We start from the raw sequence: 15607 nt of genomic DNA on the forward strand, positions 1-15607 counted from the left end.
GCTTTATTATGTTATAAGTTAACTTTGGAAGCGCCCGTAGCTCAGTCGGATAGAGCGGTGGTTTCCTAAACCACAGGTCGGAGGTTCGAATCCTCTCGGGCGCGCAGGGATGCCGTCCCCGGAGCTACTATGGAGTATTATTTAAATATCAACGGGAATCAGCGCGGCCCGCTAGGCATCGCCGAGTTCCGCGAGCTTGTTAGGGATAAGGCCGTATCGCAGGAAGACTACGTCTGGGAAGCGAAGCAGGGCAGGTGGATTAAAATAAAATTCCACGCCGAGTTGGCCGCGATCTTCGAACAGGAAGCCGTCGCGGCGTCCGTGGAGGAAGAGGGTTACTTTATCAACGTCGAGGGCAAGACCGGCGGCCCGTTCCCCAAGGACGCTATAATCAAGGAAATCGAGCGCGGCCGGTTCAAAGGCTCCCATTTCGTTTGGGACGCCGAATCCAACCGGTGGTTGAAGGCTTCCGAACACGCCGTATTCGCGGAATTCCTCACCGGAGCCGTACCCCGGAAAGCCGTAAAAAAGTATTACCTCGGTAAGGAGGGTGCTCGTTTCGGCCCGTTCGAATTCGGCGAAGTCGAAGAAAAGATACTGAACGGCGAGTTTAACCGCGACCACTACGTTTGGGAACCGCAATCGAAGAAGTGGTTAAAGTTCACGGAAGTAGCCGATTTCGCGGACGTCTTCGCGGATTTAGAAACGCCGGAACCGGAAGTCCCGCCTCCTATGTTCGCCGAAGAACCTTCGATTCCGGCGCCGCCGGGGGGCCCGACCGCGCCGCCGGTGGCGACCGCGCCGCCGGAACCCGCCGCGCCGCTGGAGCGCGCGCCGGCGCCGCCCCCGGACCGCGGCCTCGCACCGCCCCCGGGGCCGAAGCCGCCCCCGCCGCCGGTGGCGACCCGGCCCCTCGTCCCGGCCGGCGAACCGGCGTTATCACCGCCCGAAAGAAGTATCCCCGAACCCCAAGTGGGGGACCTGGTATCGCTAACCATACCGCCCCCGACCCCGGAGGAAAGACCGGCTCCACCCAAAACCCCGAAAATCTCGGTCGACGAAGTGGAGTTCAAACAGGTATCCGCGGAGGAAGAAGAGATTACGTTGGGGAAGGGTAAAGGCGTTGAGATCGACCGTACGGTCGTGTTGGATTTCTCGCGGCCTTCGTTCATCAGGCGCGTAGCGGCGCAACTGGTAGATCTATTTTTTATTAGCCTCTCGTACTTCATCGTCGCCCTCATATTCAGCTTTTTGGATATGAACCCTTACTTGCCGGGGCCGGACCAATATTATTACCAACAATGGTTTTGGGGTACGATCGCCGGCCTGGGTATCTTCTACTTCCTCGTACGGGACGCGGGCGGCGCGAGCATCGGCAAGCGCATTATGGGCTTACGGGTCGTCAAAATTAACGACTACGACCGACCGGCCACCGTGGTCCACTCGATAGTCCGCAATATAACGTTGCTCGTACCTCTCCTAAACATATTAGACGTCGTGTACGCGTTTACGGACCCTAAAGGGCGTAGGGTCGGCGATCGCGCGGCCGGTACGGTATTGACCGAATCTCACGAGATAGACTACTTGCGCGAACAACGTACTATTCTCGATGAAGTTTACTAATACGGAGGTCCTACTACGGAACCGGAGAGTATTCGCCAACGCCCGGGACGCGGCGTTTGCGAATGCCGGTAAGCTAATCGACGAGATCCTAACCTGCTTCGGGGAAAACGGAGCCGAATCGATAGCGCCGGGCCGGTTAAAAAACCTGTTGACGTCGCTCGTCGACCGCCTTTTCCACGCCCGTTACTTCGCCAGGTTGTCGGCGGGAGGAAATAGCGCGGACCCGCCCCCGGAAATCGACTACGTGGAGCAAGCGTACATCGACCACGTGGAGACCACCTATTCTTACTCGCGCTCGATTAACCGGTTTTTACGCCACGAGCTGCTTATCGACTCCTTCGTGCGAGAACACCCCGACGTCTCGGGGTATTTCAAGGCCTACCTCGAAGAGATACGTAAAAGCGACGCGAACTTGATATACATAAATCTCCGGAGTTTACGCGAACGTATGCGCGTCTTCGCGCGTTATATGAACCACCCGGCCGCCGTAGGGGCCGGATACGGCAACGATTCCGCCAGCATCGTACGAGGAGGATAGATGGCCAGAAACGTTTTCCGAATCCTATGGCTACTCTCGGCGTTGGCCCTGGTCCACCCTTCGCCGGCGCCGGCCAAAACGACCAAACCCGTAATAGCGGTCTTCAATTTCGAAACCGAAGGCGCTAGCGGATACGTTAGCCCCGTAGTCGCGCATTACCTAATGACGGCGCTGGCCTACTTGGAAAAATATAAAGTCGTCGAACCCGGACAAATAGACAAAATCATGGAGGGCTCTGAGATAGGCAAAGGCGAACCGGTGTCGACGGCTATCGCGGCGAAGCTGGGGAAGAAGCTCGGCGCGATGGTAGCTTGCCGCGGGAAAGTAACCAAAAAAGGCAATAAATATACTATTACGGTCGATTTTATCAGCACGGCTAACGGCGCCGTAATATCCTCCAACAGCGCAAACGTTACGGGCGAAGCAAACCTCTCGAAGGGTATTGACCGTATAGTAGGTCTTACGAAAGATTGAGATCGCTCCCGACCAGCCGAAGTCCTCTCGTAACTGCGGTCGCGGCGGCTTTTTTATTAATCGCGGCCGTCGGCCGCAGCCAAGACAGCGCTCCAGTTTTTACCGCGGCTTTGGACGAAGCGGTGGGTTTCGCCCGGGCCGGCGACCGCAAGAAAGCGAGCGAGATTTTTCTGAAGATCGCCGCGGAATACCCCGAAGAACCGGCGATCTTGTATAACCTCGCTTTGACGTACGAATTCGACGCCGACGGGAATCGCTACCGAGGGGAAAACCTCAACCTGGCCGTTTCGTACTACGAGGAGGCGCTGGCGGCCGACCCGGATTTCACTCCCGCGCGGTTCAACGTAGCGGTAGTATGGCACAAGCTTGCGTATCTGAGCGAAGCCGCGCGCGAGTACCGTCTTGTCGCGGAAGAGGGCGGCGCATTAAGCCGCCGTGCGGAATATAATCTGGCTTTGGTTCTAAAGGAAAAGGGCCTTCCCCGAGAGGCCGAGGAAATCCTGGAAAAAGACGAAGGGGTATACGACGACGTTTCGCGCGTACGATTGTTGGCGCTTCTGGCCGAAGACACCGGCGACGTAGGTCGAGCTATCCGCCTTTGGAAACGGGCGTTGGTATTGGACGACGACCCCGTCCTAAACGCGCTGGCCGTGAAGCACCTTCAGGCCCTTCGAGGTTACTGAACGTACGACGAGGAGGTTTTCAAAAAGGTTATGTCGTCAAAGAAATGGTGGCTGATGGGTGGGGGAGCGGCCCTGTTCGCGCTGCTCACGATAATCGTAGCTTTGGCCTTACTCTGTCGCTTCCTCCCCGAGGTTAAGGCTTATTCGCCCGTGGGGAAGAAGATCGCGATATTGGATATAAAGGGGTCGATAGTATCTTCGGAAGAGACGATTAAAATAATCCACTCCTACCGGGACGACCCTACCATCGCCGCCGTCGTCCTCTACATCGACAGCCCGGGGGGTGGGGTAGCGCCGTCGCAAGAGCTTTATGCGGAATTACTACGGCTTAAAGAAAAGAACAAAAAAGTTTACGCGTATATGTCTACGCTGGGGGCTTCGGGAGGGTATTACGTCGCTTGCGCTAGCGATAAAATATACGCCGCGCCGGGGACCCTCACCGGGTCCATCGGCGTCATAATGACCTTCACGAACGTGGAGGGCCTTTTCGGCAAGATAGGGCTCTCGAGCAAGACCATCAAGAGCGGCCGCTACAAGGATATCGGCTCGCCTTTCCGGCCTATGACGCCCGAAGAAGAAGCCCTGCTCGGCGAAACGGTGGACGACGTCTACCAGCAGTTCCTCGACACGGTAGTCGACGCGCGGCGTCAAACCATATCCGACAGGCTCGAAGAAGCCGGCGTAAAGAAACCCACGAAATACCGCGTGCGCCGGTACGTCATGGAATACGCGGACGGTCGGATTTTCTCGGGCCGGCAAGCGCAAGAGCTGGGGTTTGTAGACGAGTTGGGTAATTTCCAAAAATGCTTGAAAGACGTCGCGCGAGAGATCGGCGTCAAAGGGCGTCCCACCATCGTGAGGAAAAGGCCCAAGGAGCAATCTCTTTACGAATTACTTTTCGGACGCGTCCGCACCGAGCTTTTAGGGGTGGGCGAACCAACTACCCGCGTAGAGTTGAAATATTCTCTCTATTAAAAATAAGAGAGCCGGCCGCCGTCGATGTAGAGGGCCGGCGTTGCTTAACGGACGACTAAATCGTCAACCCAGGGAGTCGCGACGTGCGTAAATTAGCCGTAGTATTGTCGAGTTTCGCACTCGTTCTGGCAGTCGGCTGTGCCAAGAAAGCCGAAAAAGCCCCCGTTTCCAGCGAGAAAGAATTTTACGAAGAGGGAGTTGCCTCCGAGGCCGCGCCCCCTGCGCCCGCGGAAGACTTGAAGCGCAAAAGCAGCGACGGCGGTACGCTTACCACATCTACCGACGTGCCCGGAACGGAACGGGCGACCGACGTAGGCGACGCTTCGGCCGGCGTACCGGAAGCCAACGCCGCGGACATCGCGGGCGAATTAAAACTCATTAAAACCGCCGACATTACGTGCGAGGTCGACGACGTAGATAAGGGGTTCGAAGAAGTATACGCCGTAGCCGCGGCCGAGAAAGCGCTCGTCGTCGGGACCAACCGCGCCGTGGCCGAAGAAGGGTACGTCTTCGGCTCGGTGACGTTAAAGGTGCACCCGTCGAAGTACGACGAAACGGTGAGGGCTTTGCGGGGAATAGGACGGCTGGTATCGGAGAGTAGCACCACCGAAGACGTCACGCAGGAGTACGTAGACGTCCAGGCACGCCTCGAAAACGCGGAAGCTACGCGCGGCCGCTACCTCGAGATCCTGGCGAAGCGCACCGGGACCGTACCCGACGTCCTGGAAGTGGAGCGGGAGATAGAACGCGTAACCGAAAATATCGAGCGTTTCAAAGGCCAAATCCGCTACTTCGACTCCCAAATAGGGTTGTCGACCATAACAATCCACCTCGAAGAACCGCACGCCGCTGTTCCTACCGGCTACAGCTTCGGCAAAGCCGTTAAAGACGCTTTCCGCATAGCCATCCGGATTTGTATCTTCCTGGTCCAGGCCGTCATCGTGTTGCTGCCGTTTATAATATTACTAATAATATCGGTATTGATAATACGGCTCGTCATTTGGATAATACAACGCCGGAGGCGTAAGGCTAAACAAGCGGCCATAGACGCTTAAGAGCTCGGTTCCCGCCGCATATTCCTGCCCGGGCGGCGGGAACCTTACCGAATAACGGTCATCGCGGCAACCGCGTTTACCGCGCGGAGGTATAACGAATGACTAAAGCGGATTTGGCGCGTTCTATAGCGAAAAAACATAACTTAACGCAAAAAGAGGCCGTAAGCGTCGTCGACGCCGTCCTCGAGACGATTACGGACGCGTTGGCTCACGGCGAGAAAGTCGAACTGCGCGGGTTCGGTTCTTTCGCCGTGAAGAACCGGCCCGCACGTACGGCGCGAAACCCTAAAACGGGCGAAAGCGTTTACGTAGCGCCCAAAGTTACGCCGGCCTTTAAAACTTCGAAAGCCTTGAAGAAATTGCTCGACGAAGGCCGTAATGAAGAGGAAACCACGCCCGGATGGCGCCCGTAAATCGGTAAATTGAGGTGAAGAATGGGTTGTCCTAAAAAAAGGAAGCGTAAGAAGATCGCGAAGCATAAACGGAAAAAGAGGTCGCGGGCAAACAGACATAAGAAGAAATAAAAGGGGTCGTAAAAGCCGATATGTTATATTAACATAATATATATTATCGGACGTAACATCTGGCCTTTTCGCACCCCCTTTCATCTACCTTTACCCTTTTAATACCAGTTAGTTAAGAATTATTACTTAATATTTTAATTCCGTATATACTTTGAAAGCTCCCTCAAATAGGGAGCTTTTAACGTTGCGGCTTCTTCTTAAGCCCTATCTTCTTCTTCTTCGCCATACGGTAAAGTTTCATATACGCCCGCGCCGACCGCTCCCAAGAGAAGTCTTTGGCCATCCCGTGCCGTATTATGTTACGCCATCGTCTGGGCCGGCCGTACGCCACCAACGCCCGTTCCAACGCTTCCACCATAGCGCGGCCCGTATACGGCCCGAACGCGAAGCCTACGCCCTCCCGTTTATTATAGTCCGCGTCTATTACCGTATCCGCTAACCCCCCCGTACCCCTAACTACGGGTACGGTACCGTAAGCCATCGCGATCATCTGGCCCAAACCGCACGGCTCGTAACGCGAAGGCATCAATACCATATCCGAGCCGGCGTATATGCGGTGCGCCATCGCGTCGTCGAATACCAAGTGCGCCGAGAATTTTTTAGGATGTCGTTTGGCTACTTCTTCGAATAGGCGGTGGTATTTCCGGTCGCCGGTCCCCAGCAAGACGTAGCGGCACGGCAGCTGTAATATACTATCGATGCCGTCTACCAGGATATCGAAACCCTTTTGGTCGGCGAGGCGTGAAACGATACCGACGAGCGCCTTTTTATTCTCGAAGGTGAAACCGTTCTCTTTCTCCAGCATCTGCTTACACAGGGTTTTGCCCTTGAGGTTTTCGGCGCGGTAATTAGCGGTTATATGGGGGTCCTTTTTCGGATTCCAAATCGCGTAATCTATGCCGTTCAATACGCCGTGCAGGTCCGCACGGCGCTGGCGAAGGACGCCGTCCATAACGAAGCCGAATTCGGGTGTTTGGATCTCTTCGGCGTAACGGTCGCTGACGGTGTTGATAACGTCGGCGTGTACGACCCCGGCCTTGAGGAACGAGAATTGCCCGAAGAATTCCATGTCGTCCATTCCGAACCGGTTCCAGCTGACGTTGGTGATGGGAAAATATTTTTTATCGAAATTACCCTGATACCCGGTATTATGTATCGTTAACAACGTACCGGTGCCGGCGAATTCCTCGGCGTAGTGGTCCTTGATATACACCGGAATCAAGCCCGTCTGCCAATCGTGCACGTTTATACAAGCCGGATGCATATTCTCGGCGAGCATAAGTTCCAGCGCGCCGCGGCATAACAGCGTGAAACGCTCCGCGTTGTCGGGGTAGTCGATCCCCCGTTCCTGGTACAAGCCGTCCCGGTAGAAATAGGGGTCGTACCCTAAAAAGAACGCCGGTATGTCCGTATCCGGTATGACCGTCGCGTAGACGTTAGTCGTTATCTTATTGGCGCCCACCGGCACTTCTAAACGGCCCACCCTCTTCTCACCGAATCCGCCGCGGGCCACCTCTTTGTAGTACGGCATAATGAGCGCCGGTTTAGCGCCCACCTTCGCCAACGCTTTGGGGAGGGAGCCGGCGACGTCGGCCAAACCGCCGGTTTTCGCGAACGGCACGGCCTCCGAAACGACCAGGACTACTTTTAACTTAGCCATAAAGGACCTCAGTCAACACGATAAGTCCGTAGATGTTCGGCCACTTGTTCGGGGACGGTGGGGTTTATATAAAAACCGGTCCCCCACTCGAAACCCGCGACTTTCGCCAATTTCGGTATTATCTCGATATGCCAGTGGTAATGCTTCAACTCGTCGAGGCCGCACGGCGCCGTATGGAGCACCAGGTTATACGGCGGCGTACCCAACAACCCGTCTACCTTCCCGATAACCAACTTTATATGGCTCGCTAAATGCTTTACCTCTTCCTCGACGATGTTTTTAAAAGAAGAGACGTGCCGCCTCGGTACGATTTGGATCTCAAACGGGAAGCGCGGCGCGAACGGAACGAACGACACGACCAGGTCGTCGGCGAATATTAGCCGCGCACCCTCGTCGGATTCTTGCCTTAGTATATCGCAGAAGACGCAACGGTCCTTATACTCGAAATGCGCCAGGCCGCCGGCGAGTTCTTCCGTTATGCGTTTCGGTACTACGGGGGTGGCGATAAGTTGGCAGTGGGGGTGTTCCAAACTAGCGCCGGCCACCTCACCTACGTTTTTAAATATTTGTATGTATTTGAAGCGCGTATCCTTCTCGAGGTCGGCCATACGGTCCACGAACGCGTGCACCATCGCCTCCAACTGATGCAGCGGCATCCCCCCCAGCGTCGCGTCGTGGTCCGGCGTCTCTATAATGACCTCGTGCGCGCCGATGCCGTTCATACGGTCGTATATTCCCTCGGCTCGGGCGTCGAGCTCGCCTTCGATTTGGAGCGCCGGATACTTATTGGGGACGACGCGCACCGTCCACCCCGGCGAATTGGGAGCCGACTCACCCGGCCTGTACGCCATAATCTCAGGCGGCGTCTGGTCCTCGCGGCCGGGGCAAAAAGGACAATTCCGCTTACCCTCCGACGTGGTGTGGGTATTCTCGATAGGTAAGAAATCCTGGGGCCTTTTCGCCCGCTCGGCGGCGATAATCACCCACCGCCCTACGACCGGGTCTCTCCTTAATTCGGGCACCGCTACTTCCCGACCGCCTTCTTGGAACGCCGCGGGGCAACGGCTTCCTTGCCTTCTCCCGGCCCCATCAACTTGTGGAGTTCGTCCATAAACTCGCCGACGTCGCGGAACGACCTGTAAACGGAGGCGAATCTTATGTAGGCGACCTCGTCCAACTCCTGAAGGGTCGCCATTACCCGTTCCCCTATCGCGCGGCTCGGTATCTCTCCTTCGTACGTCGCGCCGAGGTCACGTTCGATTTTCGTCACGAGGGCTACTATGTCGTCGTGCGACACCGGCCTCTTCTCGCAAGCCGTCACGATACCCTTGATTATTTTCTCGCGGCTGAACGGTTGGCGCGTACCGTCCTTCTTGATAACCAGCATGGGGACGTCTTCGCGCCGCTCGTACGTCGTAAAACGGCGGCCGCAGGACCGACACTCGCGGCGGCGCCTGATTACGTGGCCGTCGTCGACCGCCCGCGAGTCGACTACCCTATCCTCCACCTTCGCGCAGTAGGGGCACCTCATTTCGGCCCTCCGCCCGGTTCTTCGCCGGTCCCGGCCCCAAGTTTCCTTCCGGCGTCCAAGCCGCGCATCTCCTTGTCGAGAATGTCGGCGTCGAGCTCGTGGGTGGAAAACGACTCAAGGCCGGGCGTGGCTTTGAAACCTTGGCCGCGGATGACGCTCCGGCCGCGTTCCAGCGTGCAATACGCGTCGGAGTATATCCGGCCCTTGTCCGAATCCCAATTGAGCTCCTCCGTCTTCAACACGGCCCCGTCCTTGCGCGACACCAGTACGACGTCGCCGCGCGCCTCCATATTGTGGCGCAACAGGTCTATAGTGCCCTCCCGGGCGGTGAGCGTCGAGCTATAGACGCCGTCCTCGTAGAAGTCCACGTGTACGACGAATACTTTAGCTTCGTTGGCATAGTCGTATATATCCGCCCGTTCGGCCTTCAACCGCCAGGAGATGTCCTCCCCGCTCGTTTCCGTGAGGGTGAAGTCGTCGATGACCTGCGTGGGCAAGTTCTTGGGCGGCGGCGGCAACTCCTCGTCGCCGTCGCGGCACCCGCCCGTCGCCCACGCCGCGACGGTCACCGCGCAGAAAGTAATTAGTATTTCCCGTCTTCCCATCAGTCGAAATTCACGGTCGCGGCGCCGCGCCCCAGGATGTCGTGAATATGGATAATAGCCGTCGGCCGTCGCTCCCCGTCGAGCGCGAACAGAGCCGTAATCTGATACTTCTCCATAACGTGGAGAGCCCGGGCACCCGTAGCGTCGAACTCGATGGTTTTGGGGTCCTTCGTCATCACGTCGGCCGCGTTATGCTCGTCCGTGGCCAGGCCGCGCTCGTACGCCCGCCGCACGTCGCCGTCCGTAATCACGCCCATCAAGCGGCCTTCTTCGTCCACGACGGCGGTGACGCCGAAGGTCTTGGCGCTTATCTCCGCTACGGCTTGGGCGAACGAAGCGGTCTCGCCAACCTTTGGTATCTCGTCGCCGGCGTGCCCCAGCTCCGACACCTTGGAGAGCAGCCGCCGGCCCAGCGTGCCGCCCGGGTGGACGGCGGCGAAATCCTCCTCCCCGAAATCACGTTTCCGCATGACGCACACCGCGAGCGCGTCCCCCATAACGAGGGCGGCGGTGGTGCTGGCGGTGGGGACGAGCCCCAAAGGACACGCCTCGCGGTCGACCGCCGTCTTTATGACGTAATCCGCTTCGCGCGCGAGCGACGAGGCCGGATTTCCGGTCATAGCTATGAGCGTCGCTCCCCTCTCCTTAAGCGCCGGTACGAGGGATAATATTTCGGGGCTTTCGCCGCTGTACGAGACGGCGACGGCGACGTCGCCCGGGCGGACCATACCCAAATCGCCGTGTGCCCCCTCCGCCGGGTGGAGGAAAAAAGAGGCCGTGCCGGTGGACGAAAGCGTAGCCGCGATCTTCTGTGCGATTATGCCCGACTTCCCTATTCCCAATAAGACCGTACGGCCTTCGGAAGCCAGTATCGCTTCCGCGGCGCCCACGAAGCCGTCGTCGATATAGTCGGCCAAGGCGCGTACCGCCTCGGCCTCGATGGTTACGACCCGGCGGGCGTCTTTCTTCACGTCGTCGGCCATCAGTTGTCCGGCCATCCTTTCACGCGCGAGTGGATTTCTAAACACTGCCGTAACACTTCGCCCAGCCGGGCCATGGGTAACATACTCGCCGCGTCGCACAACGCTCGCTTCGGCTCGGGGTGAAACTCGAGGAAAAGGCCGTCTACGCCGACGCCGCAGGCCGCGCGCGCCAGCGGAAAGATGTAATCGCGTAAGCCCCCCTCCGGGTCGTCGCTGGTCGCACCGGGCAACCGAACTACGTGCGTTACGTCGAAGAATACGGGATAGCCGAAACACCGCAGCGTAACGAGCGAGCGGGGGTCGAAGACGATGTCGCCGTACCCGAAAGCCGAACCCCGCTCCGTAATCAGGATTTCGCGGTTACCGGCGGATTCGATTTTCCGCACCGGTATCGCGACTTGTTCCGGTTTAAAGAATTGAGCCTTTTTGACGTTTATCGGTTTGCCGGCCGCGGCCAAAGCCAGCGTCAGCTGCGTCTGCTTCGACAAGTAAGCCGGCAGTTGAAGGCAGTCCAAGGTTTCGCCGGCCGCGGCGACCTCGGCGGGGGTATGTACGTCCGAGAGGACCGGAACGCCCACCTCCTCGCGGACGCGGGAGAGAACGGCGAGCCCTTTTTCGAGCCCCGGGCCCTGGTACGTCTCGTGGCTCGAGCGATTATCCTTGAGGTACGACGACTTGTAGACGTACGGAATACCCAGCTCGGCACAAACGCCCGCGGCGTACCGGGCCGTCTCGACGGCTAGCGCCTCGGTCTCGATGACGCACGGGCCCCCGATGAGCGCGAACGCGCCGCCGCCCACGGTTACGTCGCCTATTTTAACGGTCTTGGCTTGCATAACGCCGCGTCCAAACGCGCGCTAGAGTTCCATACCTACGGCCGCCAGTTTCTCCTTCCACGTGCGTAACGCGCCGTCCGCGTAAAACCGGTCTGCCAGGAACCCGAACGCTTTGGGTTCGCCCAGCGGTTCGCCGTATTCGCGCTCGAGATAACCGTGGACGGCGCGCTGGACCACCCTCGCGAGCATATAGTTCTTGCTGTACATCGGGTAAAGGAGCGGGAAGTACTGTTCCGCCCACATCCCGTCGTCGCCGTAGCGGTAACCGAGGAAACGTTCGGCGTAGTCGTCCAACGTCGCGGCCAGGTCGCCGTCGGCGTTCCTGTAGGCGTCTATCTCGAAGCTCTGCGCCGCCATAAAACGGCGAACCCGAGCCGCGAAGGACTTCTCGGCGGCATCCGCTACGCGCGCGATTTCGTCCTCGGGCATCTTCGTGAACCGGCGCAGCCACGCCGGCCTGTCCACCAATAACGCCCACGTGTCGGCCATCGCCTCTGCGAAGAAGCCGGCGTCCCCGACTTTGAGGGAGAAATTTTCCGCGGCCGTGAACTTGCGGTGGACGGCGTGGCCGAACTCGTGGTACAGGACCCGCAAATCGGACATGCCGTCCTTTAAATTAAGGAGTATGCGGACGTCGTCGGGGATGCGTATCGCGAAACAAAGGCCGCCGTAAGGTATATCGGCGTCGGCGTGCAAAGCGATGCCCAGCGCCTCGAGGTCCAGGCCGAACCCTTTGACGACGTCGGCCAACGAGGGCAACGCGGCTTCGTTGGGGAAATATTTATCGTCGGCGGCGCAGAGCCGGTCCGTAACGTAATGCACGTCCCAGGGTTCTACCTTATCCAGTTGAAACCGGCCTACCCCCTCGGCCATCAGTTCTTCGTACGGTTGCCTCGTCGCCCGCTCGTATTTATCTATTAAATCCTTTAACTCCGATAACGTAAGCGCCTCTCCCTCCAACGCTAAGGAAGGGTAATCCTCATAACCCAAGGCTTGGGCCGCGTCGTTCCGCAAGCGATAAAGCCGCCGAGCCCGTTCGAATAGCTCCTCCCGGAGTTTACCCTCCGATTGGAACGCGCGCCGCCGCACGTCCCGGTCGGCCTCCTTAAAAAGTATACTCGTCTTTCGGTGGCGCGGGATTTCCTCTCCATCCAGCGTCGGCTTGACGTTTATTACGATTTTCTGGATTTCTTCTTTTAGGTCTATTACGTCGTCGGTTTCCGCGCGCGCCAGCGTAACCCAATCGGAAACGATCTTGGCCCGCCTTCGGGAGGACGCGTCGTAGTCACCGGCCAGTATCGCCTCGCACGCCGCCGCGACTTCCGGGGCCAACAACGCGTCGCGCCGCCTTTTCTCGTGCGCGGCGACGTCGACGTCGGCGTGTTCGTAATAAAGGCTGAAGACGTCTTCGCCCTCGGCCGCGTGCAGCGCCTCGAGCTCCCCCTCCACTTCTTTCAAACTGCGTACGGGGTCTTCGGTCACCCGTGGCCTCCTCTACTTTTTCTCTCGAAACGGCGAACGAAAACAAGTATTGCGGACCAGACAATCAACGCAGCAATAATTGCGGGAGACTAAATAGGCCGCAACGGCCGCGACGCCGAAAGCCGCGCAGGATATAACCGTAAACCAGGAAAATCTAAAAATTAAAAGATATAAAAAACCGCAAGCGGGTACGCCGGCGTACCAGTAACGCCAGAAATACGCCGCGAGCTTCGCCCCCCAACCGTCGTGGCTCACGCCGGGCCGGAACAATAACGCCGCGATTTTACCCAACCCCCGGGCGCATACGCCGTCGTAGTAGGCACAACTCGCGCAAACCAATTTAGGCTGGACGACGATATACCAGAACAAGCATACCGTTAGATAAGCACTCGCGAAAATGCCGCGCGCGATATCAAAGGTCCCCCAAAAACCGATAACGGGAGGAAGAGCCGTAACGACGGTTACGAGGCAGACCGCCTTGGTAGAATGACGTTCGCGGCCGAATATATACCGGTTTTCGCCTGTCACGCTCGCTTAACATGGAATCGCGGCCCCATCGCGCCACGTTGAGCGGCCGCAATTCGATATTGCATAATTATAACATAAAATCTTACTTCCGTCTCTCGCTAAAGGTTAAGCGGTTACCGTAAACACTTGATAATCAACCACTTATGCGACACCCTCGCTTCGCTTTCTATAGTCCGGCCTCCTCCCTTAGCGTCCTCGACGTATCGTTTTTGAGCCGGAATTGATTTTTCCGGGTTCACGGCGGTAAATTACTATACGGTTAACGTACAGGTCGCGGTTGCTTCCCGACGCCGCGTCGTAGTAATCGTTGCGAAAAGCCGCTTCCACTTCGTGAGGGCCGGCGCCCAGCTCGCACTCCAGCTCGTAGAAACGCCAGAACGCCGCGTCGACGGTGGCCGTCCCGCGTCGTACGCCGTCGACGGCGACCTCCATAACCGGCCAAATCCCCTCGGCCTGCGCCCCGGAGGCCTGAACGCACAATACGTAACGGCCCGCTTTCGCTATAAAGACGTCGGCCTTGGCGACGTCGCCGGTTTGCCCGAGGACGGCGCGGTCGGCGGTTTCGCTCGAGCCTTCGGCCTCGAATATTCGTACGTCGCGGATATCGTCGCCGTACTCGGTAAAACGGTAAAGCACTCTCTCGCCGCCCGGGAAATTTAATACGGTCACCGGCTCCCCCGTTCTGAGCATCCTGAAAAATACGACGCGTACATCGCTCGCGCCGGGCCGTCCGTACAACGTCGGGTCGTCCCATTCGAAATCGGTGAAATACAAATTCCCGCCGGTCGCCGTATACTCCGGGAATCCGCACGACGCCGAAGCCTCGAGTTTCTCGGCCGCGTCGGCGGGCGGTTCGCAAAACGGCTGGGGGGTAGGCAACGTCCGCGTATGCCGGCTCAAGTAGTCGATCCAACAATTGACGTCCACGTGAGACATCAGTACCGCGTCTCCCGGTTCAGTAGCCGATACGATAACGCGCGCCGCTTCTTCCGACTCGTTTTTGCCGGCCAGCGTGGCCGGGTAGATTAAACGGTTGAAATTCAAAACCGCTAACGCGCACAAAGCGCAACCGGCGGCCACGTGGAACGCCCTGCGCGGCGGAACGGCCAGGCCGAAGAGCAGCCATATCGGCATCGTCGTCGCTATCCACCACTCCGCGTTTTCGGGTTCCCACCAGGAAAAGAAAATATGGAAGAACGCGAACCAAACGACCGCGGCGACCAACCACCGCCGCTTCTCGCGCCACAAACGTCGCGCCGCCGCGGCCACCGTGCCCAAAGCACCGGCGAAAACTAGTACCGCCGGGATGTAATTTCGCGACAACGCCCCAAGCGTAAGCGTTTTACCGGCGTCGAAAGGGCTGGGTCCCGCCGCCACCGCGCTCAGCATCGTCAAGTAGCCTCGCGCCAGCCGCTCGCGCGTAAAATAACCCCAATCTCCCCACCAGAAATAATGAGTTACCCACTTGACCCACCCGCCCCATCCACGGACGCGGTAATAGAGTGCCGGTACCAGCACGTACGGGATAATAACTATAAAGCCGTACGCCGCCAAAAATAAGCCGAGCCTGGCGAAGCGCCCCCTTCTTCCCCACCCTACGACGAGCGCGCATACCGGGATAAAAAGAATTATGATCTGGTGGAAAAGGGTCCCCAGGCCGAGCCAACACGCCAGCGCGAAAATCGTTTTATAGCTCACCCGGGCCGCGGTTAAAATATACAACCCGCCGGCCAAAAACAACGCCACCAAAGCCAAAACCTCGGCCTCGCCGGCGAAGTACCACCAAGACGCGGAGAGGGCCGCCGCCGCGGCCGCGAGGAAAGCCCCGGATACGGTCGCGCCGAGGCGCCTTAGCGAGAGGTAAAATAACGTAGCCGCCGCAGCGGCGGAAGTCGCGGAGAGCGCGGCGATAGGCGTAAACTCGCCGCCCACGTAACCGAGCGAACGGGCGCCGCGCACGAGCAACCACGTCAGCGGCGTATAGAGGAGGTGATGCCAGTGAAAGAAAGGGTACGCGTCTTTTACGTCCGCCGCCAGCGCGTACAATACCGCGTCGGTCGGGTGGTTCTGGGACCTGAGAACGAAATAAAAAAACGCGAGGCTCACCGCG

At 58.2% G+C, this 15607-nt stretch carries 16 protein-coding genes and 1 tRNA gene; 8 read left to right on the forward strand and 9 right to left on the reverse strand.

What is annotated here, in order from left to right:
• The first annotated feature begins 30 nt into the window (after positions 1-30).
• From VMX79_04105 to VMX79_04140, 8 genes are all read left to right on the forward strand, one after another.
• A tRNA-Arg gene (locus tag VMX79_04105) sits at positions 31-104 on the forward strand.
• 25 nt (positions 105-129) lie between these two features.
• Positions 130-1623 (forward strand): GYF domain-containing protein, encoded by a 1494-nt coding sequence (locus VMX79_04110; protein ID HUV86275.1) that lies wholly within the window; start codon positions 130-132, stop codon positions 1621-1623.
• Complete coding sequence (locus tag VMX79_04115; protein HUV86276.1) at positions 1610-2161, forward strand: hypothetical protein; 552 nt, start codon at positions 1610-1612, stop codon at positions 2159-2161. The genes VMX79_04110 and VMX79_04115 overlap by 14 nt, the downstream gene beginning before the upstream one ends.
• Entirely contained in the window at positions 2162-2635 is a 474-nt protein-coding gene (locus tag VMX79_04120) for a hypothetical protein (protein HUV86277.1), read from the forward strand.
• A 110-nt stretch (positions 2636-2745) separates the two neighbouring features.
• Complete coding sequence (locus VMX79_04125; protein HUV86278.1) at positions 2746-3318, forward strand: hypothetical protein; 573 nt, start codon at positions 2746-2748, stop codon at positions 3316-3318.
• Between the two features lie 30 nt (positions 3319-3348).
• Positions 3349-4293, forward strand: coding sequence for a signal peptide peptidase SppA (gene sppA / locus VMX79_04130; GenBank protein HUV86279.1), 945 nt, complete (start codon positions 3349-3351; stop codon positions 4291-4293).
• An 83-nt stretch (positions 4294-4376) separates the two neighbouring features.
• A complete protein-coding gene (locus tag VMX79_04135) occupies positions 4377-5348 on the forward strand; it encodes a DUF4349 domain-containing protein (GenBank protein HUV86280.1) in 972 nt (323 codons plus the stop codon).
• Positions 5349-5446: 98 nt separating this feature from the next.
• The gene (locus tag VMX79_04140) at positions 5447-5761 is read left to right on the forward strand and encodes an HU family DNA-binding protein (GenBank protein HUV86281.1); all 315 of its coding nucleotides are present in this window, start codon (positions 5447-5449) and stop codon (positions 5759-5761) included.
• A gap of 289 nt (positions 5762-6050) precedes the next feature.
• Here VMX79_04140 and glgA read toward each other — a convergent pair whose 3' ends face one another.
• From glgA to VMX79_04185, 9 genes are all read right to left on the reverse strand, one after another.
• Complete coding sequence (glgA, locus tag VMX79_04145) at positions 6051-7532, reverse strand: glycogen synthase GlgA (protein ID HUV86282.1); 1482 nt, start codon at positions 7530-7532, stop codon at positions 6051-6053.
• An 8-nt stretch (positions 7533-7540) separates the two neighbouring features.
• Positions 7541-8554 (reverse strand): galactose-1-phosphate uridylyltransferase, encoded by a 1014-nt coding sequence (galT, locus tag VMX79_04150; protein HUV86283.1) that lies wholly within the window; start codon positions 8552-8554, stop codon positions 7541-7543.
• 2 nt (positions 8555-8556) lie between these two features.
• Positions 8557-9063, reverse strand: a complete 507-nt coding sequence (gene nrdR, locus VMX79_04155; protein ID HUV86284.1) for a transcriptional regulator NrdR — start codon at positions 9061-9063, stop codon at positions 8557-8559.
• Positions 9060-9668: an LPS export ABC transporter periplasmic protein LptC gene (lptC, locus tag VMX79_04160; protein HUV86285.1), complete on the reverse strand. Its 609-nt coding sequence runs from the start codon at positions 9666-9668 to the stop codon at positions 9060-9062. Before lptC ends, nrdR begins: the two co-directional genes overlap by 4 nt.
• Positions 9668-10666: a KpsF/GutQ family sugar-phosphate isomerase gene (locus VMX79_04165; protein HUV86286.1), complete on the reverse strand. Its 999-nt coding sequence runs from the start codon at positions 10664-10666 to the stop codon at positions 9668-9670. The genes lptC and VMX79_04165 overlap by 1 nt, the downstream gene beginning before the upstream one ends.
• Positions 10651-11487: a 3-deoxy-8-phosphooctulonate synthase gene (gene kdsA / locus VMX79_04170; GenBank protein ID HUV86287.1), complete on the reverse strand. Its 837-nt coding sequence runs from the start codon at positions 11485-11487 to the stop codon at positions 10651-10653. The genes VMX79_04165 and kdsA overlap by 16 nt, the downstream gene beginning before the upstream one ends.
• A 21-nt stretch (positions 11488-11508) precedes the next feature.
• Positions 11509-12969 (reverse strand): M3 family metallopeptidase, encoded by a 1461-nt coding sequence (locus VMX79_04175; protein ID HUV86288.1) that lies wholly within the window; start codon positions 12967-12969, stop codon positions 11509-11511.
• 12 nt (positions 12970-12981) lie between these two features.
• Positions 12982-13497, reverse strand: a complete 516-nt coding sequence (locus VMX79_04180) for a hypothetical protein (GenBank protein HUV86289.1) — start codon at positions 13495-13497, stop codon at positions 12982-12984.
• 186 nt (positions 13498-13683) lie between these two features.
• Complete coding sequence (locus tag VMX79_04185) at positions 13684-15603, reverse strand: carbohydrate-binding domain-containing protein (protein ID HUV86290.1); 1920 nt, start codon at positions 15601-15603, stop codon at positions 13684-13686.
• Positions 15604-15607 lie beyond the last annotated feature (4 nt).

This window comes from bacterium, assembly GCA_035529855.1.
Classification (GTDB): domain Bacteria; phylum RBG-13-66-14; class B26-G2; order WVWN01; family WVWN01; genus WVWN01.

Coding starts and splice junctions, on each gene's coding strand:
- VMX79_04140 (HUV86281.1), top strand. CDS start 5,447: ATGACTAAAGCGGATTTGGCGCGTTCTATAGCGAAAAAACATAACTTA.
- sppA (HUV86279.1), top strand. CDS start 3,349: ATGTCGTCAAAGAAATGGTGGCTGATGGGTGGGGGAGCGGCCCTGTTC.
- VMX79_04110 (HUV86275.1), top strand. CDS start 130: ATGGAGTATTATTTAAATATCAACGGGAATCAGCGCGGCCCGCTAGGC.
- VMX79_04120 (HUV86277.1), top strand. CDS start 2,162: ATGGCCAGAAACGTTTTCCGAATCCTATGGCTACTCTCGGCGTTGGCC.
- VMX79_04165 (HUV86286.1), bottom strand. CDS start 10,666: ATGGCCGGACAACTGATGGCCGACGACGTGAAGAAAGACGCCCGCCGG.
- nrdR (HUV86284.1), bottom strand. CDS start 9,063: ATGAGGTGCCCCTACTGCGCGAAGGTGGAGGATAGGGTAGTCGACTCG.
- kdsA (HUV86287.1), bottom strand. CDS start 11,487: ATGCAAGCCAAGACCGTTAAAATAGGCGACGTAACCGTGGGCGGCGGC.
- VMX79_04115 (HUV86276.1), top strand. CDS start 1,610: ATGAAGTTTACTAATACGGAGGTCCTACTACGGAACCGGAGAGTATTC.
- lptC (HUV86285.1), bottom strand. CDS start 9,668: ATGGGAAGACGGGAAATACTAATTACTTTCTGCGCGGTGACCGTCGCG.
- glgA (HUV86282.1), bottom strand. CDS start 7,532: ATGGCTAAGTTAAAAGTAGTCCTGGTCGTTTCGGAGGCCGTGCCGTTC.